This is a genomic window from Companilactobacillus ginsenosidimutans (assembly GCF_001050475.1).
In the GTDB taxonomy this organism is placed as follows: Bacteria; Bacillota; Bacilli; order Lactobacillales; family Lactobacillaceae; genus Companilactobacillus; species Companilactobacillus ginsenosidimutans.
The window spans coordinates 1,349,949-1,371,130 of record NZ_CP012034.1 but is presented as its reverse complement, the minus strand read 5'-3'; the positions used below and the strand labels follow the sequence as shown (position 1 = coordinate 1,371,130).

Here is a 21,182-nt window from a genome sequence, read left to right as displayed (position 1 = left end):
TTGACATTTAAACAATTAAAATATTATAAACTACTTTGCAATGGCTTTATTCCAGCATTCTTCTGGAGTAAGGCCATTTTTTGTTGGCAATCTATCAATGTTATTGAAATAATCAATTCCATCTTGTACTAGCTTAATCAGTGCTTCTAAAGTTGCTGGTCTTGGATGACTATCCATCCAGATTCCCTTAAAATTACTCCACCAGCTCTCCATTGGTGAATTATCATATGGGGTGCCTGGTCTTGAAAAACTTCTTATTACTTTGTGTTCATCCAACAATTTATTAAAGCTAACGGCTGTGAATGCAGGTCCACGATCAGTATGTACCATTGGATGAACGTCGCCCATTTCCTCAAAAGTTTCTTTGAACATCGCAATTTCAGCTTCTGCAGTCTCTGATGGACTTATAAAAGATCCAATTATTTTACGACTGCACAAATCTAGTATTCCACTGAGTTTTACTTTGTGTGTTTCTTTGATTCCAAATTCCAATTGGGTTGAATCAGATAGCCAAACCATGTTTGGTTTTTCCACTTCAAAATTCTGGTTTAATACATTGTCTTTTTCATGCTGATCATTGTCATCTTTACGACTTCGCTTTTTTGCTTTTGATTTACAACTAATACCTTCACTTCTCATTACACGCCTAACTTGGTAGTACGTGACCTCAAAATCTAGAAGGTGTTCCTTTGTAATATGAGAAAGAATCTTTCCCGCACCAATTCTTTGAAAATGATCTTTATATGTCTTAAGAACAACTTCAGTCAATAAATCATTTTTGTGTTCCCAATCTGTCTTCCTATGATGTAAGAACTTATTTAACGCTTGTCTAGAAACACCTATATGGTCTAATAGAATAGATTTCCATCCATGATTACCTTCGCTGACCTCCATTATTGCCTGGTAAGACAGCTTTCGTTGTGAATTCACCCCCTGTGCTGAAGTTCGTTTAATTTTTTTTCAAACGCCGCAATGGCTTCTTGTTCATTCAATTTTGCTTTGATTTCACGGTTTTCAAGTTTCAATTTCTCTAGTTCACTAATCTCTTCTGCTTTATGATGAATCCTATGGCCACGCTCATCTACGAGAGCTTTATAGCCATCACCTTGGACTTTCATAACCCAAAGCCGAGCTTGTTGATAAGAAACATCAAATCGTTCAGATGCTTCTGAATAGGAATGATGTTTATTAAGAATGAATTCTACAACTTCAATTCTTTCATCTATCGTTGTTTTTCTTGGCACAGCAGTGACCTTCTTCCTGACAGGCGTAGCCTTAAGAGTCTTGCCATTATTATACTGTATCAACCACATTCTGAGTTGTTTAGATGATTTCACTCCGAATTTTTCACATACTTGCTTTAGATTACCTTCACCATTCGCATATGCACGAACAGAGTTGATCTTTGTTTCAGCACTATAAAACGTACGTGATTTACTATTCCTTAGTCCTTCATAACCATTCTCTTTGTAGTAATTATTCCAGTCCCTAAACGTTTCGGGACTGATTCCTTTGGTTTTCGCAAATGTCTGTCGAGGTAAATCAGATTTTTCAAATTCCTTGATAAGGTTATATTTTTCTTTTTGAGTATATTTCCACATATTAATACCTCCGAAGTGATCAAAATTATTACATTTCAAATGTCAACCACATCGTAAGTATCTCAGTGGGGACCGGTTGGAGCCTCAGTGCGGTCTCCAACCTCGATTTTGAACTTTGAGAAGTTCGCTCAAATTTCAAAATCGTCCCGTGGTGTTAGGGCTTTCGCCCTAACGCCACTTTCACTGCTACCTAAATTTTTTGCTTCTTCCGGCTGGATTTACCTCTAATATCTTTTTTGGTGGGTGGTGGCAGTTCACTGGTATTACTCATGAGGATGACGAGTTAGTATAATGTGAGCTCGCAAACTGAACATATATGTGTTCAGAAAATAGAGAATAGAAACTAATAATAGGAAATTCGAGAAAAAATCGAGTTTCCTATTTTTTTAGCACTATTTTTGTTTGCTGGGCTGCAACCATGAAGCCAAAGTGCTGCAAACAAAGACCAATGCTCAAGCATAGGAAAAACAAAAAAGGGCTGGTCATTAACTCAAATTAGCCTGGAGGTCTGGCGCTACCGGGGCCCAAGCCGTGGAGTTATCGTTAGCTTGCCATAGGGCAAGGTTACGATAAAACCGAGTTCCAAGACTTTTCCGGTCTTGAAAAGGCTTGGAATCGTGTTCACAGCGACCACGGCCCCGGTAGCGCCAGACCGGAAGGCGGCAGTTTATCCACCACACTCCAAACTCACCACTACAAAAAAAGAAAACGCTAACACCAACTGGACTGGAAAAACAATCAAATATAAGATACAATGACACCAACAAAAAGAACCCAAAACAAAATTTGGTACGACCCAATAAATTAGGGAGAAAAAATGTGGCTGATTTAATATATAAAAAAATAATAGATTCGCTTAAAAAAGAAATCGATCAGGGTAAATTTCCTGACATGAGATTGCCTGATGAACGATCATTAGCTGAAAATTATAGTGTAAGTCGGAGTTCGATTAAGCGCGCACTTGGCACTATGGCTGAACAAGGAATAATTTTCAAAAAGAGGGGTTCGGGTACGTTTATTAATCCGCTCTATTTGAAGCAAGATTCTTACTTTAATTATAGTGGAAAAAATTTGGGTATTACTGACAGTTTTAAGGTTAAGGGTCAGAAGCCTGGAATTAAGGTTTTGAGTTTTGATGTTGTTCGTCCTGATGCTGAATTGCAAGATAACTTATTCCTGAAGCCTAGTGAGTTCGTATACTCCTTCAAGCGCTTGCGCTTGATTGATGATGTTCCATTTATGATTGAGACTGGTTATATTCCAATCAAATTGGCGCCGGAATTATCTGAAGATGTTGCTTCAGAATCTATTTTTAATTATGTAGAATCTGAATTAGATCAAGAGGTTAATAAGACTTATTTGACTATTTCTGCGGCTCCTTCTGATGAGGAAGGTCAGAAACTTTTGAGTTTGAAAGCTAATGAACCGGTTGGATTGATGGAAGGTATTTTCTTCCTGAACGACGGTACTCCATTCGAATTTTCTACGATGAAATTACACTATAAATATTTCAAATATGATTCATTTGTTGACCTTGGCAGCCGATAATATTAATTGGGACGGTCCAATTAATTAAATGGTTGACTTTTATAAAGAAACCGTATATTATACTAGATAAATACATAAGGAGCGTGTACTAATGACAGACTATTCATCTAAAGAATATTTAAACTTAGTAGATAAATATTGGCGCGCAGCCAACTACATTTCTGTAGGACAACTTTATTTTAAAGATAATCCATTATTAAAACGTGAAGTTAAAGCGGACGACATTAAGGTTCACCCAATCGGACACTGGGGAACTATTGCTGGTCAAAACTTTATTTATGCTCACTTGAACCGTATCATCAACAAGTACAACGTAAACATGTTTTATATTGAAGGACCAGGTCATGGTGGCCAAGTTATGGTTTCTAACTCATACTTGGATGGTAGTTACACTGAAGCTTATCCTGAAATTACACAAGACGAAAAGGGTATGCAAAAATTGTTCAAACAATTTTCATTCCCAGGTGGTGTAGCTTCTCATGCCGCTCCTGAAACTCCAGGATCAATGCACGAAGGTGGAGAATTAGGTTACTCACTTTCTCACGGTGTTGGTGCTATCCTTGATAACCCTGATCAAATCGCTGCTGTTGTTATCGGTGATGGTGAATCAGAAACTGGTCCACTTGCTGCATCATGGTTCTCAAACACATTTATTAATCCAGTTAATGATGGTGCTGTATTGCCTATCCTTGACTTAAATGGATTCAAGATTTCTAACCCTACAATTTTGTCACGTAAATCTGACGAACAATTGAAGGAATACTTTACTGGTATGGGTTGGGATCCTATCTTTGTTGAAGGCGATGACCCTGAGAAGATGCATCCTGAAACTGCTAAAGCTTTTGACGAAGCAATCGAGAAAATTCAATCAATTCAAACAGAAGCTAGAAAACACTCAGCTGAAGAAGCTAAGATGCCTAACTGGCCTGTAATTATTTTCCGTGCTCCTAAGGGCTGGACTGGTCCTAAAGAATGGGATGGTGTTCCTATTGAAGGTTCATTTAGAGCTCACCAAATTCCAATTCCTGTAGACCAAAATCACATGGAACATGTTGATGCCTTGCTTGACTGGATGAAGTCATACAAGCCAGAAGAATTGTTCAATGATGATGGTTCACTAAAAGATGATATTAAGGAAACAATTCCTGCTGATAAAATGAGAATGGCATCAAACCCTGTTGTTAATGGTGGTCTTGATCCAAAACCTCTTAAATTACCAGATTACAAAAACTACGCATTGAAGATTGACAAGCCTGGTCAATTTGATGCTCAAGATATGATTGAATTAGGTAAATATCTTGGCGATGTTATCCGTGACAACGAACAAACATTTAGAATGTTCGGACCTGATGAAACAATGTCAAACCGTCTATATGGCGCATTTGATGCTTCACCTCGTCAATGGATGGAACCAACACATGAACCTAATGATCAATTTGAAGCACCAGCTGGCCGTATCATTGATTCACAACTTTCAGAACACCAAGCTGAAGGATTCCTTGAAGGATACACATTGACTGGTCGTCACGGTATCTTTGCATCATACGAATCATTCTTAAGAGTTGTGGATTCAATGCTCACACAACACTTCAAGTGGTTAAGAAAAGCTGATGAATTATCATGGAGAAACAAGTATCCTTCATTGACAGTTCTAGCAACATCAACAGCTTTCCAACAAGATCACAATGGTTACACTCACCAAGATCCAGGTATCATTACTCACTTAGCTGAAAAGAAACCTGCATTTATCCGTGAGTACTTCCCAGCTGACACAAACTCATTGTTAGCTGTTATGCCACAAATCTTAAATGACCAAGAAAAAATCAACTTGTTAGTTACTTCAAAACAACTACGTCCACAATTCTTTAACATGGATGAAGCTGAAGAGTTAGCTGACAAAGGTTACAAGGTAATCGACTGGGCATCAAATGGTAATGAAGATCCTGATATCGTTATCGCTGCTGCTGGTACAGAACCAACAATGGAATCACTTGCCGCAATCGACATTCTACGTAGACAAAAACCTGACATTAAGATCAGATTTGTAAATGTAGTAGATCTACTCAAGTTGCGTTCACCAAAAGTTGATCCAAGAGGATTAACAGATCAAGAATTCAACGAAATCTTCACAGTAGACAAACCAGTACTATTCGCATTCCACGGTTTCGAAGATATCATCAAAGAAATCTTCTTCGATCGCGACAACCACAACCTTTACGTACACGGATACCGTGAAAATGGTGACATCACAACACCATTTGACATGCGTGTAGTAAACCAAATGGACCGTTTCCACTTAGCAGAAGAAGTAGCAAACGCCGTACAAGGTGCCGCAGCTAGTGACTTTGCCAACGAAATGGAAGCAATGGTTGATAAACACAACAAGTACATCCGCGAATACGGAGACGACCTTCCAGAAGTAAATAACTGGAAATGGGATCAAGAATAAAAAATAGAGCGTAAACTCACACGCTCTTAAACACGGAGCACAAGACGGCCATAGCGGAGAGGGGTGCGTAACACCCCCGCAGCTCTGGACGACTTGTGTGCAGTGTTTAGTGTGAGTTTTCGCGTTTCAAAATAGAGCGTAAAATCGAACGCACTTAACCCCGGAGCATAAGACGGGGCAGCACGGAGTGGCGCCCGTCAGGCGTCCGCAGTGTTGACACGACTTGTGCAGTAGGGGTTAGTTCAATTTTTCGCGTTTCCACCACAAAAGGTAGGATGCGAAACTCTATCTCCAAAACAGAGGTGTAACCAATATTCCACCTCAAACCCCGCACCACATTTGTTAAAACCAATAAATACATACTCCAATACAAAATAGATCTCCAATCGAGATCAAAAAAAGAAACCAGTGCCCTCCAAGCACTGGTTTCTTTACGTCTGATCTCAAACATTAGATAAAACTTAATTAGATTTAATTTTATCATCATATAAATGAAACTAAATCTCATAAACACTACGAAACACTATGTTTTTTCACAATCACTTTCTAATAATTCTTCATATACTAGAAACCCTATTTTAACAGTTCTCGAGCGCTTTCAAACTATTGAAAAAACTTTGTCAAAAGCTGTTGAAAGTGAAGAAATTCCATGTTAGTTTAGTGGTGTAGGAAAAAAACTTAAATAGAGGCGGGTGGATATTATGACAACACAAGTTATTACTTCATTGATCAAATTAGCATTGGCAGCAATTTTCGTTGCAATCACATTATTATTTTTCGTGATTCAAAGCCGATACACCCTACCTTTGGCAGCTATCTTCGCGGTAGTCTTTGCCGTATATGCAACAGGTAGAATCGCCAGAAAAGGATTGCTTAAACTAAGTTAAATCAATCTCACAAGAAAAGGTCAGGACAAATGTCCTGGCCTTTTTTCGTGTCTAATTATTTATTAATGACTGCAATTTGTCTTTTTCATCAGCAGTCGTGTGAGTAAGTGATTTAATCCGGCGAACCGTTAGTTTAGAAAGTTTTGATAGCGGATCATCCGATATTATCGAATAGATTTTACCCGGATCTTTTGGGAAAGCAGCTGAGAATAACCAGGCTTGAGCCATTTGTACGTAATATTCATCACTCTTAACACTTAGAGTCAGCTGAAGAGATTCATCAATATAATCAGGAGTGAGATAAAATTTCAAAAGAAAAACCAGCCCAGTACGTTGGAACCAGAAGTTGTCGCTCTTCAAATACTTTTTAACAACGACTAAAAATTCATCTCGAAATTTCAAAATCAATTTAAAATGCACAACCATATCAACAATCGACCAAGCGTTAGCCTTGGACAAATATTCAGTACAATATTGTTCAAACGCCTCAAGAGGTAACTTTAAGTTGGCAAGAACATAACCCTGAATAATCACAACTTCATAATTCTCCGAACCAGCTACCTTCAAGAATTCCTTTGGATTACCTTTACTAATAGATTTCCCAATCTTTTGAAGTTCACCCATTTTAATCCCAATAAGAGGATAATCAGTAACAATGATTTTTTCTTGACGAGTACGATAATTTTCATCACCAAGAGATTCCAATTCAGTTAAAAAGTTTCGATAATTTTCGTCCGTCCAAATCACTGATTCCAAGTTATTTATCATTTTTATTTATCCTCACAAATAGAATATGTAACTCATAATAGCAAGTATATCTCATACTCAACATTGTAATGATTACTAGTCGGAAGAGCTGAGAAATATTCAGAGGCAGTGAAAGTGGCGTTATGGCTTTAGCCATTACACCACCGGGCGAGTTTGAAGACTTTCGTGAACTTCGAAAGGCTCCAAACCGAGTTTCGAGACCGCACTTCAGGCTCGAAACGTCCCGCACAGCCGAAGAATATTTCTCAGCTCTGGAGACGGCATATATAGCCAACCCCTGAATTAAATTCAATATTATGTTTAATTGACGCCAATCGCAATACTTATGTAGAATATAACCACTATTTCAAAAGAGGGGTAAAAACATGGAACAAGCCGAGCAAATACAAAAGATTCAGAACTACTCCCACCAAAAAATGTCAGGCGACACAACAGGACATAACTTTGACCACATCCAACGAGTAGTCAAAATGGCCAAACGTCTATTGCAAGAAGAAAAAACGGACCCCTTAATAACCATAGCGGCTGCCTATTTGCACGATGTTGCGGATGATAAATTAGTTGATGATCCAGCTGAATTAGAGCAAGAGATCCGTGAATTTTTAAAAACCATCGAATTGACTGATGAGCAAATTGAGGAAATCTTGTACATCACTCACAACCTAGGATATAGTAAATCGCTCAGTGCCAATCCACCCAAATTATCTCTATCAGGTCAAGTTGTTCAAGACGCCGATCGATTGGATGCAATAGGTGCAATTGGGATCACACGTGCGGTTTATTATGGTGGCGCAAACGGTGAAATAATTTATGATCCTGAAATTAAGCCACGTACAAACATGGATAAAAAAGAGTACCGGAATCTTACTAATGAGACTATCATCAATCATTTTTATGAGAAACTACTTAAGCTAGAAGGTATGATGAATACACCAACTGCTAAGAAAATTGCCTCAAAACGTCAAAAGTACATGAAAGGATTTTTGAAAGAATTTTATGTCGAATGGGATTCAGAGGCTTAGGCTTCGCCAAGACTGTTAACAAATAATCGTTTTGAACCACGAGAGAAGGCAGTGTACAGTCGATTGTTTCCAAAATTTCCGCGGTAGTATTCAGAATTCACATTGGTAACAATTACATTATCAAATTCCAAACCCTTTGCCAGACTTAAAGGAAGTACCACAACTCCTGAGTCTGGTAATTTTTCTTTCTTGGAAGGAAGAACTAGTGTATCGAGCCCCACTTGCCCAATAATATCTTGAGCCTCACTGTCTGAGTCAGTGATTATTGCTGAGAGCTCATCTGATGACAAATCAGAGATTTGTTGAGAAATGTTACCTGCAAGTTCTTCAATAGTTTTTGCCTCCGCAAATACAGGTTTCTCTCCGCCTTCTTGAACTGTATGAATCAATTCAGGAAGTTTAGCAGAACCGTATTTGACAAATTGAGCAGTGATCTCACCGCTTGAACGATAGCTGGTGAACAAGTTTCTCTGTGTAACTGAAACATTGTTTTCCTCAAATAGATTCTTCAATCCATCGAAGGTTAGAGGATGTTCAACATCGGTAATTGATTGAAATTCGTCACCAACCAGTGTCCATTGAGCCTTTGGGAAAGCTTTGATCAAGAAGTATATTTGTTCCAAAGTATAATCTTGAATCTCGTCGATCATCACGAATCTCAAATTTTTTCTAGCCAAGTCGAGAGTGATTAGACGAGTAAATGCGTAATCTAGTTTATTAAGTTGATCAGATTCCAGCATTTCTTGAAGAATATTTGAAATGTTCACCCATTTTTTCAAATTGATGACCTTCAAAACTTTTCGATATTTGAATTCCAACATTTTTTTAGTGGCTCGTTGAGTCTCTTCATCCGAGTTAGGAGTTATCAACTTTCCGAAAATCTTCTCCTGTTGAGCATCAGATAATGCTGTTAAATCAGATTGTGCTTGCTTAGAAGTCGATGCCTTAGCGATACCCTGATTGATTTTTTCTTCAAGTACAGAAGTCAGGGCAGTAATTCTTTTTTGCAACGTCATCGTTTTTGGAGTTTGGTCGAATAATGACTTGATTCTGGTTTTTGAAAAAATCATATTTCCATTTAACTTAAGATTTCGGAAGTCATTTTTCGATAATTCGAAATTTGGAAGTTTTTCAGACAATTTCGACAAATGAGAGGAAGGTTCATCAAAAGCAATATCAATGTCAATGAACTGATCTAATAGTTGAGAGAAGGTCATTTGTTGAGGAGAAGTCTCGCCTAAACTTGGTAAAACTCGATTGATGTAATTAGTGAAGAGCTTGTTCGGTGTTAGTAACAAGACATCTTCTGAAATTAAGTTTTCTCGATAACGGTATAACAAATAGGCAATTCGTTGCAGGACGACCGAGGTTTTACCACTACCGGCAATTCCATTTACTAATAATGCTTGAGAGCTGGTATCACGAATAATCACATTTTGTTCACGCTGAATTGTGGCCGTGATTGAACTCATTTGATTGCCCTTATTTTGTTGAAGAGTTTTAACCAATAAAGGATCTTGAATTGCTACGTCAGAGTCGAAGACATTTTCTAGCACATCTTCGTGAACTAAAAATTGTCTTCGTTTATCAACTGTAACTGGGATGTCCATATTATTTGCAGAATAGCTAGTTTCACCTAATCGATTGTTGTAGTACAAGTCTGCTAAAGGCGAACGCCAATCAAGTACGACTGGATTATCTGCATCGGGTGAAAAACCAGCGGGACCAATATAAAAGGGGATGCTGGCTTGTTCATCGGGATACAATAAATCAATTCGCGCAAAGTAGGCTGACGGTAAAAGTCGAATTATCCGTGCCTTCATTTCTTCCATATTGGATTGTTTGGTGTTGAAGGCATCGATTTCCTTGTTCATGGATTCCATTGCGGCGAAGGTGTCGAGGTTATCTGCGTAGCTGTCGAAATTTAAGGCGACTCGCTTGCCGGAATTTTTTTTGAAATCTACGGCGGTGTCTTTGTTTTTTGACAGGGCGGTATTTAGCTGTTCGAGCGTTGTTTGCAACTGTGTGTATACCTTTGTTAAATGAGTTTGTTCTGCGTTAAAAGTTTTGTCCATATGGTTGTCCCCCTAGCCTAGTTATTACATATTAGTACCATAGCTACCTAATTAACAGTCTTGTTCTTTGGGTGGGGATGCTGCATAATTATATATGGGAGATTTGTTGTTTTATGCCGTCTGCAGAGCTGAGAAATATTCTTCGGCTGTGCGGGACGGTCCGAGCCTCAGTGCGGTCTCGGGCCTCGGTTTGGAGCCTTTCGTAGTTCGCGAAAGTCTTCAAACTCGCCCGGTGGTGTAATGGCTAAAGCCATAACGCCACTTTCACTGCCTTCGAATATTTCTCAGCTCTTCCGACTAGTTATCGGGAATATGTAATTAGTGCGGCTTCCTTTGTGTTTTTAGTTAAAACCTTTAAGCCTATGTGTATTTATTAATTCGTTCATTTAAAAGATAATTAATTTTTCCAAAATAAAAAGACCGGGAAGAAATCACTCTTTCAGGTCTTTTTTTATTTGAGTAATCAAAACTTGAGGGGGAATCGATTACTATTTGTTTTATATTATGAGAATTATATTATTTTGAATTATGAGAATTATTATGAAGAGGTATAAGTTAAGGATATCTTTCTTCGTTCCTTAGCTTATGTATACATAATAACCAGAAAATATGAAGAAATTATGATGCTTTTGCAATTTAAATTGGAAAAACTTATTACAGATTTGTTATGCTAAATAAATTTTCTTCAAATCACTTACTTCGTTGTCGCTAACTTTAAGGTCTGTTCTGATATAATTAGCTAGACTACCGGATGTTTCCTCAATTGCTTTTTGGGCGGCATTCAAATAATTTTCGTTAACTGTTAGTAGGGCACGGATTGACTCTACTAGGGTTGGATCTTTGGCCTCAACTTGTTTCAAAACATTGGCAACGTATACTTTGCTGGCAGTATTTGTCAACAAATAATCTTCTTTGATGGTTGGTAATGGAACGCCTAATGTGTATAGGAAGAAAACGGCACCCATTCCGGTTCTATCTTTTCCTGCTGTACAATGGAATAAGACGACGTTATTGTCTTTTTCGTTTCCTAACAATTCGTCAAAAAATTTACGGTATGCGCCTCGGGCTTGGTCTTCAACAATCATGTTGCGATATACTTCAAGCATATGGTTGTATCCGTCGTGTGGGTCGAAATCGATTTCAGGAACGACTCTGTCTTGAATTTTTGAAGCTTCGGTTTGGTCCTCACTAAATACTGGAAGTGAAACATACTTTGCTCCAGATGGTACACGGTCGGGTTTCTTAGTGATTTCGTCTGAAGAACGGAAATCAACGTCGGTTTTTACGCCGTAGTCTTTTAAATAAGTGATGTCATTATTAGTTAAGTCGCCTAATCCGGCTGAACGTAGGACTTTGTGGTATTTTACTAATTTGCCTGAAGTAGTTTGGTAACCGCCAAGTTCACGGAAGTTGATGCCGGCTTCAAGGTCTAAAATGCGACGTGCACTTTCAGTTGCTCTGTCCATAAAAAGAACCTCTCTTCTCAAAATTAAGTTTAAAGAATATATATATTATAGCAAAAGGAAGATTTATCCATGAAATTTCTGATCGCTCCCGGAAAATATCATGATTCGTCTATCAGCTCCAAGATGGTTGGACAAGCGATATATAGTGGTATCTCTCGGGCTTTACCTGATGCACAAATTGTCACTATGCCAGTTACGGATAGTAAATATGGAATGCCTGCTCTAGTTGCCCACACTATCGGTGGTCGCTGGGTTGATTTACCTTTTTTTGATGCCTTTTGGCAAAACAAAATGGGCAGGTATTTGTTAACAAACATTGATAGTCAGGATACCGCAATTATTGACACAGAACAAATAGTAGGTCCTGAACTTGCAATTTCAAAAAGTCGAAATGATTTATTCCACGCTACTAGTTATGGAATTGGTGAATTTATCGTTGACGCTGTTACTAGTGGTTTAAAGGAAATTGTTATTAATCTTGGGACTTCAGAAACATTTGATGGTGGATTAGGAGCCCTTCAGGCACTCGGAGCGAAGATTTATGATGAAGGTGGGGACTTAATACCGGAAGGTGAGAATCCTCTTATAAACGGATATGAGATTGATCTCGATGAAGTGTATCGATTATTGCGAAAAGTGAAGATAACTGTCCTTTTGAGTTATTCATATAGTCACGATAATAATCAACAACGAGATTATTTATCAGAAACCCAAAAAGATTTTTTAGAAGATAATCTACTTTATGTTACAGAAAAAATTAATCAGAAGTATAATCTAGATATACACCCAATGCCGCACTCTGGTTCAATCAAAACATTGGCTGGCGCTTTTGCCATGATAAGGGCTCACATTTCTAGGTCGTCCTTTGAATGGGTCGCAAATGTAACCGGTATGGACGAAACAATTCGTTCTGCCGATGTTATGATAACTGCCACAGATGAGGTTTCTGCCGAATCAATGCATGACGAAATTCTTTTCCACTTAAGTAAAATTGCTGGCTACTCAAAGATGCCAACATTTGTCTTATGTAATAACTTTATCGATGATTTTGAGGATTACGAGCAATTATTCACAGGAATATTTTCAACTCAAATGACTAGATATGGCGAAAAGAATAACGATGAACAATTATTTTTTGAACATTATGAGTCGATTGCAAATCAGTTGGCCAGAACATTGGATGCATTTCATAACGGAAATCATTGAAATAAATAAAATTATGCATTAATCTTAAGGTAAATACTTATGATTAAGGGCATTGTTGGAGGATTAAATTATGGAACAAGACTACGAAAAGATTTTGGTGCCAGTTGATGGTTCAAAAGAAGCTGAAATGGCATTTCATAAAGCCGTAAAAGTTGCACAAATGAACAAAGGTCATTTGGACGTATTGACAGTTCTTGATACAAAACAATTCATCGGATTACATGGTGGAATGTTAAATGGGGATGTAATTTACCAACTATCAGAAGATGCTCAAAAATATCTTAACGAATTAAAAGATGAAGCCGTAAAAGAAGGATTCGACGAAAAGAAAATCGACATCCACGTACGTTTCGGTGAACCAAAGACAGTCATCGCACAAGAATTCGTTGAAGAATACAAAAATGATCTAATCATGATCGGATCAACAGGTATGAACGCAGTAACAAGATTACTTGTTGGTTCAGTATCAGAGTACGTAACAAGAAACGCTCGTACTGATGTTATTATTGTCAGAACAGATGTTGATAATAAAAAAATTACTAATAAGAAAAAGTAAAGTTAGAGCGTAAAAAAGCATGCCCTTAAGACCGGAGCATAAGACAGAAAATGCGGAGTGGGTGTGTAACACCCCGCAGCGTTTTTTGGCTTATGCCGTAGGCCTCAATGCTTTTTTTCGCGTTTCCACTATAATCAAAAGAAGCGTTTTACTTTAGACAAACAAAAATATTTTATTCAAAGAGTTAAGTACACAAAAAAGGTTGGAAAATATTCCAACCTTTTTATTTGGGAGAAACCATATGAGATGTGAATGGGCAAACAGTTCAGCCGAAATGCAGCAATATCACGACAATGAATGGTGCAAACCGAGTCATGATGAAAGATATTTTTTTGAAATGTTGACTCTTGAATTGTCTCAAGCTGGGTTATCATGGTCTACAGTGATTAAACGTCGCCAAGGCTATCGAGAAGCATTCTCTGATTTTGATATTGATAAAGTTGCAAAGTATGATGATGACAAGATTGCTGAGTTGCTTCAAAATCCAGCTATTATCCGTAACAAATTAAAGGTGAACGCTACTGTCAACAACGCTCGTCAGATCGTTGAAATGCACAATAATGGCAAAAGCTTTGCTGACTATATATGGTCCTTTACAGACGGCAAGATTATTGACCATCACATAACTGCTGAAGACGAAATGCCTGCGCAAGATGAACTTTCTCAAAAGATCAGTAAGGACTTGAAGAAACGTGGATTTCGTTTTGTTGGCCCAACGATTATTTACTCATATTTGCAAGCAGTTGGGGTAATTAATGACCATTTAGAGCAATGCGATTTTAAATGAGACGATTTTTCAGTATAATGTAACCTAATTGGAGGAAATAAAATGAATTCTGAAACTATTAGTGAGTTTGGCGAATGGATGGACGAGAACCAGAAGTCTATTGAGGACAAGTCTGTTCAATTCGATCCCCAACGTGTGTTTGATGTTATCGACAATCTGGAAGTTTTGAGAAAGCCTATCAAGGATTATTTTGACATGACTGAAGAAGACTACTATGAAAATGAATCTGATCACAGATTGACTTTGCAAAACCCTGATCAAAAATTGAGTGAGCTTAAAGACCGTGTTTTGGTGAACCACATTGATGGTTCTTTGGCTGACCACAAGGTTAATTTTACATACAATCATGAGAACCCATTTCCTGAAGAAGTTTACTCAGTTAAGATTGATGTCGACTTAGTAAATTATTCATTTATTGTAATTGGCGCTGTTTTTGCTAACACAATTGTTGCTGATGTCCGCAACTCAATCTCAAAAGATGCTATCCTTTCAATTGGCTTGGCTGCAAAAGCAATCGCAGATTGGCAAGCATAGTATGAAAATATTAACCGTAAAGGATTTATCATTTGAAAATGAAGGTTACTTTGCATTCAAGCATGTAACCTTTTCTTTATCTCAAAATGAATCTATCGAAATTTCTGGCGACAGTGGCACTGGTAAATCTGCCTTGTTGGAAACTATTGTTGGTTTAAACACGCCCGATAGTGGGACGGCTAAGTATAGTTCTGGTGCTAGAATTAGTTTCATGCCACAAATTGAAACTCAGCACGTTGATATTCCAGTTGGAGAATATTTAGAAACTAGTCGTCAGCTTGCTGGAAAATTGGCGGTCGACAGTGATCAGCTGAACGATTTATCCGCTTATATGGGGATGCGTCCTTATATAGATAGAAAGGTTTCTTCATTATCATTGGGATTGAAACAGCGTGTCAGCTTTCTACAAGCAGTTGCTACACGGCCAAGTGTCTTGATTTTGGATGATCCATTTTCCTTTCAAAACAGTTTTTACGCACACAACATGGTCGATATTTTTAAAGATCTGCAAGATCATGGTTCAGGAATTATTGTTACTACTTCTAAACGTGATCCTATTAATGATGATTATTTTGATTCACGTTATGTCATGGAAGCTAAGTCATTAGAGGCTTTACGTAAAAATCATGACTGGTATTTGTTGTCGTTTAAAGCAACGACTGACTCAATGGCTATAACTAAAGAATTAGCTGGATATATGGCTAATTCATTTGGAAATATTATTGAGTTGAAAGTTCCGGTCGTTCAAAAGGAAAGCGTCATTAGAACAATGCTGGAAATGAATTACTTGTTTGAGGGGATGATGAATCTTGAAGTTTAGACTATTATTTACACATTTCTCTAAATCGTTAGTTGAAGATTTAGTTTATCCTATCTTACTTATTTTTATGGTTATGTTTGAGCTAATGTTCAATATTCTAATTGGAAGCTCAGCCGCCGTTAAATTCCCAAGTATTATTATTTTGAACTTCTTCTTTGCAATTATATTAACTATGTATTTTTTAAAGAAAGATACAGTTGAAAATAAATATTTAAAACAAAGAGTGAATAATTATTCTTTATATGTCAGCACCCAAATGTTAGTGATGATGCTTGCTAGTGTGGTAACAGGAATTGTTTCTGGTATTTTCACATTTCTATTTTCGGCATCACCAGCTGGAAATGGAATTATGTTTTTAACTTTGATGACTACAGGAATTATTGGATCGGCGATTGTCTTTACTTGCCGTTCGTTATTTACTAGTCATAAATATACCGCTGCAATTTGCTTACTAATCATAGTATTTTTCTCGTTAGCAGATAGTAATAATGAAATATTAAATTATATAAATTGGATATTACCACCAATCTCAAACATTGCTGTTACCTTCCAAGAGAAGTCTAATATGACCGTTTTATTTCCACTTGTTATTAGACAATTTGTTTATTCGATAATTCTTTTTGTTATCAGCGGATTGTTCAACAAAAAAAATTATTCAAAGTAACAAAAAATGCTTGCCATTGAATCTTCTTTTTGTTTAAATATCGGAATGAAGAATTTTAGTTAATGGAGGTCGTAAAATGAGTAGCATCTATTTACGTCAAGCAAGAGATGAGGATTTACCAAAAGTTCTAGGTATTATTGCCGGTGCCAAAAAGACATTACGTGATCGTGGTGTCGATCAATGGCAAACTGGTTATCCTGATGAAGCAATTTTGACACAAGATTTAAAAGATGGAATTAATTACGTTATGTTATTAGACGGTGAAGTTGTGGGAACAGCCGCACTTCAACAAGGAATCGAACCTAACTATGAAGAGCTAGTCAATGGGGAATGGGACAAAGATTCTAACAAAGAATACTCAGTTATTCATAGAATCGCCGTTGAACCAGGTCACCAAGGACAACATTTATCAGCTGCCTTGATTCGTCAACTACTAACAATGTCATATCAACTAGGTTATACAGATGTGAGAATTGATACACACCCTGATAACTTAGTAATGCAACACGTTATTACAACTAATGGATTCATCGAAAAAGGTGAAATCAGTATGGAAGAGGACGAAGGCGTTCGTAAAGCATATCAAATGCTCTTACATTAATGTAAGGTTCAATATACCTAAAAAAGTTGTACAATAATTATAGTGAGAAACCATCGATTATGATGGTTTTTTTGTTTGTTGCGATTTAAAACATGATAATATTTAGCTGATTAGGAGGATTTATTATGAAAATTAAATTTCTTACTAAAAAAATGTTTCGTAGAAGACCTTCTGAGTTTATTTCTGTTCAAACAGACAATTTTCTGAGAAAATTGAAATCAAGGCCATTCTTTACTGAATATATCAGTAATGTTTTCATGAAAAACGTCAAGCCAAACATCACAGACAAGAGTTTAACGTTGTCAGTTTTAACTGACTCACATGAAAAAGCCGTAGCGAGTGCATCATACTACGGCCTTAATGGCGTGCGTCATATTATTGAAGCAAATGAAGCCAGCGACAAGCTCCCAGTGGATTACAATATTCACTTGGGTGACATGATTGACGGCAGCGACAAGCCAGAAATCAGTCGTGGATTATTGCAATTTACCATGGAAAATTATCAAAAGAGCATTCATCCATTTTTTGTGCTCGAGGGAAATCACGATGAAAATGACAAGTATGATGAGCATAAATTTGTCAATTCAGCCTCATTTGGACGTGATGACTACTACAACATTGTTACCAAAGCTGATTTCGAACAACCTGAAATTAAGCGATTGAATTCAGTTTCAAAAGTTGCCTGGATTGATAAAGGGGACATCCGTGTCATTTTTCTTAACACAAGTGATATTCCTTATATCTTGAATGGTGGTACTAAGAAATACGATTTTAAAAAGGTTCGTGGAATCCGCGAGCAACAATTAGATGATTTAATTTCTATTCTAGAAAAAACGGTCGACAAACATGTCGTCGTATTTGGTCATGCTAACTTGATTAGCCCAGCTGGTAGATCAGCATTGAACTTTAATGGTGATTTAGTCCAACAGATTTTTACCAGCTTCAACAACAAAGATATTGGTGAGTTAAAAAATGAATTGTCAGGAGATTTTGGAGTTGATTTACACTTTAACTTCACTGATACCGGCATTTCAAAGATTTCCAACTACATTTGTGGTCATATGCATTATGAAAAGTACTTCAAAGTTGCGGGAATTAATCATATAATATTAAATTGTTCGGCTTTAATGGGGAAGCAACATGGCCTAACTACTGATTACAATAAAAAGTGGGACAGAAGATATAATGAAATCTCTGAATTAGCAGGGTATTTCATCAACATCAATCCTGATAAAATGCTGTTGCAGATTTTTGGATATGGCGCAGCAACTAGATTTGTAAGTTTTGAAATTTAAGGAGAAGTAAAATATGTGCGGTATCGTCGGTTTTGTAGACAATAAAATTGCTGATAAGAAACCTGTTATAGAGGCAATGATGGAAACGATTAAACATCGTGGTCCAAATAGTTCAGGGGAACTAGTTAATGAAGACACGGCACTAGGATTTCGTCGATTAAGTATTATCGATATTAATAGTGGTATGCAACCAATTTATAATGAAGATAAAAGTAAGGCCATTATTTTTAATGGAGAGATTTATAACTATCAAGATATTAGAAAAGTATTGATCGAAGACGGTCACACCTTTACTACAGAAACTGACACAGAAGTATTACTCCATGGTTTTGAAGAATGGGGTATGGAAGGCTTACTCAAACAAATTCGCGGAATGTTTGCCTTCGTAATTTATGATCTAAAAACAGGCGATATCACCGGAGCACGTGATTTCTTTGGTATTAAGCCACTTTACTATTACAACAAAAACGGTACATTCATTTTTGGCTCAGAGATTAAGTCATTCTTGAAGCACCCTAATTTTCAAAAAGAGTTAAATAAAGAGGCTTTGAAACCTTATTTGACATTCCAATATTCAGCTTTAAATGAAACATTCTTCAAGAACGTTTTCCGTATTCCAGAAGGTCACTATTTCACTTTCAAGAATGGAAAACTTCACATCAAGAAGTATTGGGATATTGATTTCAAAGAAAATCATTTAAGTTTTGAAGAAACTGTTCAAAAAATTGATGAAACATTACGTGATTCAGTTAAAGCTCACGAAATTGCTGATGTTCCAGTTGGTTCACTTCTATCAAGTGGTGTCGACTCAAGTTACATCACTGCAATTTCAAAACCTCAACACACATATTCAATCGATTTTGATACAAGTACCTATGAGGAGGGATCTGCAGCTAAATTGTTAGCTGACAAACTAGGTCTCGAAAACACTCGTGGAGTAGTAACTTCAGAAGAAGCAATGAAGTCTATTCCATTGATCCAATATTACATGGATGAACCTGATTCAAACCCTTCATGTGTGCCATTATACTTCCTAACAAAACTAGCAAAGAGGGACGTAACAGTTATTCTTTCTGGTGAGGGAGCAGACGAACTATTTGCTGGATATGCAAATTATGGCTTCCATTCTCATTCAAAAACTGTCAGAGTTTTTGCTGAAGAATTAAAGAAATTGCCTAAGGGTATCCGTTATAAGCTAGGTCACGGCTTCAAGAAGCTACCTAACTTTCCCGGAAGATTGCATTTATACGAGTCAACAGCCAAAGCTGAAGAATTTTTCATTGGACAAGCAAAAGTATTCAGTGAACAAGAAGCAGCTGCAGTTGTGAAACCAAAATTTGAGAAATCACGATCTGTAAAAGATATCGTTATGCGCAGTTATCGTAAAGTAGCAGATTACCAAGACGAAGTTAAAAAGATGCAATATCTAGATCTTCACCAATTCATGGCAAACGACATTATTCTAAAAGCTGACCGTATGAGTATGGCCAACTCAATGGAATTAAGAGTTCCATTCCTAGATAAAAAAGTTGCTGAATTAGCAGAAGGAATCCCAACAAAATACTTACTAAACAGTAAAGACAGCAAGTATGCACTTAGAGTAGCAGCAGAACGTGCCTTGCCAGCAGAGTGGGCAAAACGTGAGAAACTAGGTTTCCCAGTACCAATCAGAGACTGGATGCACACAGAAAAAATCTACAACGAAATCCACGAACTATTTAGCCAAGACTTCGTAGCTGAATTCTTCGACCAAAATAAAATCATTAACATGTTAGATGGCTTCTATCACGGATTAAATGATGACAGACGTAAAATCTGGACGATCTATACATTCTTAATCTGGTATACCGTATACTTCATCAATGACGGTAAGAAACCTCAGGTTGATCCAGAGGTTTTTGTTAGTGCAGCAGAGTAGAGCCAAAAATCAAGAGCCAAAAATCACACGCTCTTAAACACGGAGCATAAGACGACCAAAGCGGAGAGGGGTGCATAACACCCCCGCAGCTCTGGGCGACTTATGTGCAGTGTTTAGTGTGATTTTTAGCGTTTCCACTATAAACGGGGCAAACGTATAGCATATCCAAAGTGAACCCCAACCAGCAAAATACAAACATCAAAAGAGCCCGCGCAAGCGGACTCTTTTTTCCTTCTCTATAGGTTTTCAAGATCGTTTATGTGTGAATAAATTTCCCACCCTAACGTATATACAAATGTATTGCTTTAGTTATGATATGAGGTATAATACTATTACACAACATCAATGGAGGTACATATATCATGACTAAAGAAGTAATACTAAGAAAATCAGGAAATAGTCTTATTTTGACCGCACCAGCAGATCTAAGCGAAAATGTGGGTCAGAAGTATAGTGTAATGGAGAAAAATGACGGTTCTATCATCTACATGCCTGTGAAACACGTAAATATCTTCAGCAGTCCTGAACTTCAAGATTATGATTTTAGAGCTGATTTGAATAATATACCGGAAGCATCAGAGTTGAAACCCGTTGGTAAGGAGCGCTTAGAATGAGTAAATATCCATTACAAGGTGATGTCATAATAATAGACGCTGAGCCACATGCCGGCAGGGAATCAGGCGGCCATGATGTTGAATCGGGAAACATTAGAAGACATATGGTTGTGATGAGTTCAGACGATTACAATAGAAGAACTGGTTTGGTTTTAGCTTTGCCTATAACAACATCTGATAGAGCCAGTGGCTCACCAGCGTACTATCCAATTCTGATTCCTGGTGGAAGAAATGGTGTTAAAGGATATGTATTCCTATGGCAACTACAAAATTATGATTACATTGCCAGGCATGGACGGGTCGTAAACAGAATCAGTACAAATCAGTATCAAGATTTGCTATTGAATGTAAAAGATATGCTGGATATTTAG

The 21,182-nt window shown here is 37.3% G+C and carries 20 protein-coding genes; 15 read left to right on the top strand and 5 right to left on the bottom strand.

Going from position 1 to position 21,182, the window contains the following annotated elements:
• Nucleotides 1–30: 30 nt before the first annotated feature.
• Entirely contained in the window at nt 31–930 is a 900-nt protein-coding gene (locus ABM34_RS07095; RefSeq protein ID WP_048702931.1) for an IS3 family transposase, read from the bottom strand.
• Entirely contained in the window at nt 927–1,601 is a 675-nt protein-coding gene (locus ABM34_RS07090; protein WP_157023232.1) for a helix-turn-helix domain-containing protein, read from the bottom strand. The genes ABM34_RS07095 and ABM34_RS07090 overlap by 4 nt, the downstream gene beginning before the upstream one ends.
• Nucleotides 1,602–2,420: 819 nt before the next feature.
• Between ABM34_RS07090 and ABM34_RS07085 the strand changes: the two genes are divergently transcribed.
• The 3 genes from ABM34_RS07085 (at nt 2,421) to ABM34_RS07075 (ending at nt 6,485) form a co-directional block, all read left to right on the top strand.
• A complete protein-coding gene (locus ABM34_RS07085) occupies nt 2,421–3,149 on the top strand; it encodes a GntR family transcriptional regulator (RefSeq protein WP_048704574.1) in 729 nt (242 codons plus the stop codon).
• Between the two features lie 91 nt (nt 3,150–3,240).
• On the top strand, nt 3,241–5,598 hold the full coding sequence (locus ABM34_RS07080) for a phosphoketolase family protein (protein ID WP_048704572.1): 2,358 nt from the start codon (nt 3,241–3,243) through the stop codon (nt 5,596–5,598).
• 701 nt (nt 5,599–6,299) lie between these two features.
• Nucleotides 6,300–6,485 carry a hypothetical protein gene (locus ABM34_RS07075; RefSeq protein WP_048704570.1) on the top strand — a complete coding sequence of 62 codons (186 nt, stop codon included), beginning with the start codon at nt 6,300–6,302 and terminating at the stop codon, nt 6,483–6,485.
• Between the two features lie 51 nt (nt 6,486–6,536).
• On the opposite strand, the gene ABM34_RS07070 is transcribed toward ABM34_RS07075, so the two are convergent.
• On the bottom strand, nt 6,537–7,253 hold the full coding sequence (locus ABM34_RS07070; RefSeq protein WP_048704568.1) for a DNA alkylation repair protein: 717 nt from the start codon (nt 7,251–7,253) through the stop codon (nt 6,537–6,539).
• Nucleotides 7,254–7,618: 365 nt separating this feature from the next.
• On the opposite strand from ABM34_RS07070, the gene ABM34_RS07065 reads away from it, so the two are divergent.
• Complete coding sequence (locus ABM34_RS07065) at nt 7,619–8,275, top strand: HD domain-containing protein (RefSeq protein WP_048704566.1); 657 nt, start codon at nt 7,619–7,621, stop codon at nt 8,273–8,275.
• Here ABM34_RS07065 and ABM34_RS07060 read toward each other — a convergent pair.
• Together ABM34_RS07060 and ABM34_RS07055 are read right to left on the bottom strand one after the other, a co-directional pair.
• A complete protein-coding gene (locus tag ABM34_RS07060; RefSeq protein WP_048704564.1) occupies nt 8,272–10,350 on the bottom strand; it encodes a HelD family protein in 2,079 nt (692 codons plus the stop codon). The two genes, ABM34_RS07065 and ABM34_RS07060, sit on opposite strands and share 4 nt — an antisense overlap.
• Nucleotides 10,351–11,015: 665 nt before the next feature.
• The gene (locus tag ABM34_RS07055; protein ID WP_048704563.1) at nt 11,016–11,816 is read right to left on the bottom strand and encodes a tyrosine-protein phosphatase; all 801 of its coding nucleotides are present in this window, start codon (nt 11,814–11,816) and stop codon (nt 11,016–11,018) included.
• A gap of 69 nt (nt 11,817–11,885) precedes the next feature.
• On the opposite strand from ABM34_RS07055, the gene ABM34_RS07050 reads away from it, so the two are divergent.
• The 11 genes from ABM34_RS07050 (at nt 11,886) to ABM34_RS07000 (ending at nt 21,182) form a co-directional block, all read left to right on the top strand.
• Nucleotides 11,886–13,022, top strand: a complete 1,137-nt coding sequence (locus ABM34_RS07050; protein WP_048704561.1) for a glycerate kinase — start codon at nt 11,886–11,888, stop codon at nt 13,020–13,022.
• Between the two features lie 70 nt (nt 13,023–13,092).
• Nucleotides 13,093–13,578 (top strand): universal stress protein, encoded by a 486-nt coding sequence (locus tag ABM34_RS07045; protein WP_048704559.1) that lies wholly within the window; start codon nt 13,093–13,095, stop codon nt 13,576–13,578.
• Nucleotides 13,579–13,819: 241 nt separating this feature from the next.
• Nucleotides 13,820–14,365 (top strand): DNA-3-methyladenine glycosylase I, encoded by a 546-nt coding sequence (locus tag ABM34_RS07040; protein ID WP_048704557.1) that lies wholly within the window; start codon nt 13,820–13,822, stop codon nt 14,363–14,365.
• A gap of 42 nt (nt 14,366–14,407) precedes the next feature.
• Entirely contained in the window at nt 14,408–14,899 is a 492-nt protein-coding gene (locus tag ABM34_RS07035) for a hypothetical protein (RefSeq protein ID WP_053084454.1), read from the top strand.
• A gap of 1 nt (nt 14,900) precedes the next feature.
• Nucleotides 14,901–15,719 (top strand): ATP-binding cassette domain-containing protein, encoded by an 819-nt coding sequence (locus ABM34_RS07030; RefSeq protein ID WP_048704555.1) that lies wholly within the window; start codon nt 14,901–14,903, stop codon nt 15,717–15,719.
• Complete coding sequence (locus ABM34_RS07025) at nt 15,709–16,383, top strand: hypothetical protein (RefSeq protein ID WP_048704553.1); 675 nt, start codon at nt 15,709–15,711, stop codon at nt 16,381–16,383. The genes ABM34_RS07030 and ABM34_RS07025 overlap by 11 nt, the downstream gene beginning before the upstream one ends.
• A 76-nt stretch (nt 16,384–16,459) precedes the next feature.
• Nucleotides 16,460–16,984 (top strand): GNAT family N-acetyltransferase, encoded by a 525-nt coding sequence (locus ABM34_RS07020; RefSeq protein ID WP_048704551.1) that lies wholly within the window; start codon nt 16,460–16,462, stop codon nt 16,982–16,984.
• Between the two features lie 125 nt (nt 16,985–17,109).
• Nucleotides 17,110–18,279 carry a metallophosphoesterase family protein gene (locus tag ABM34_RS07015; protein ID WP_048704549.1) on the top strand — a complete coding sequence of 390 codons (1,170 nt, stop codon included), beginning with the start codon at nt 17,110–17,112 and terminating at the stop codon, nt 18,277–18,279.
• Between the two features lie 13 nt (nt 18,280–18,292).
• The gene (asnB, locus tag ABM34_RS07010; protein ID WP_048704548.1) at nt 18,293–20,197 is read left to right on the top strand and encodes an asparagine synthase (glutamine-hydrolyzing); all 1,905 of its coding nucleotides are present in this window, start codon (nt 18,293–18,295) and stop codon (nt 20,195–20,197) included.
• A gap of 362 nt (nt 20,198–20,559) precedes the next feature.
• Nucleotides 20,560–20,811 carry a hypothetical protein gene (locus ABM34_RS07005; protein WP_048704547.1) on the top strand — a complete coding sequence of 84 codons (252 nt, stop codon included), beginning with the start codon at nt 20,560–20,562 and terminating at the stop codon, nt 20,809–20,811.
• Nucleotides 20,808–21,182, top strand: a complete 375-nt coding sequence (locus tag ABM34_RS07000; protein WP_048704545.1) for a type II toxin-antitoxin system PemK/MazF family toxin — start codon at nt 20,808–20,810, stop codon at nt 21,180–21,182. The genes ABM34_RS07005 and ABM34_RS07000 overlap by 4 nt, the downstream gene beginning before the upstream one ends.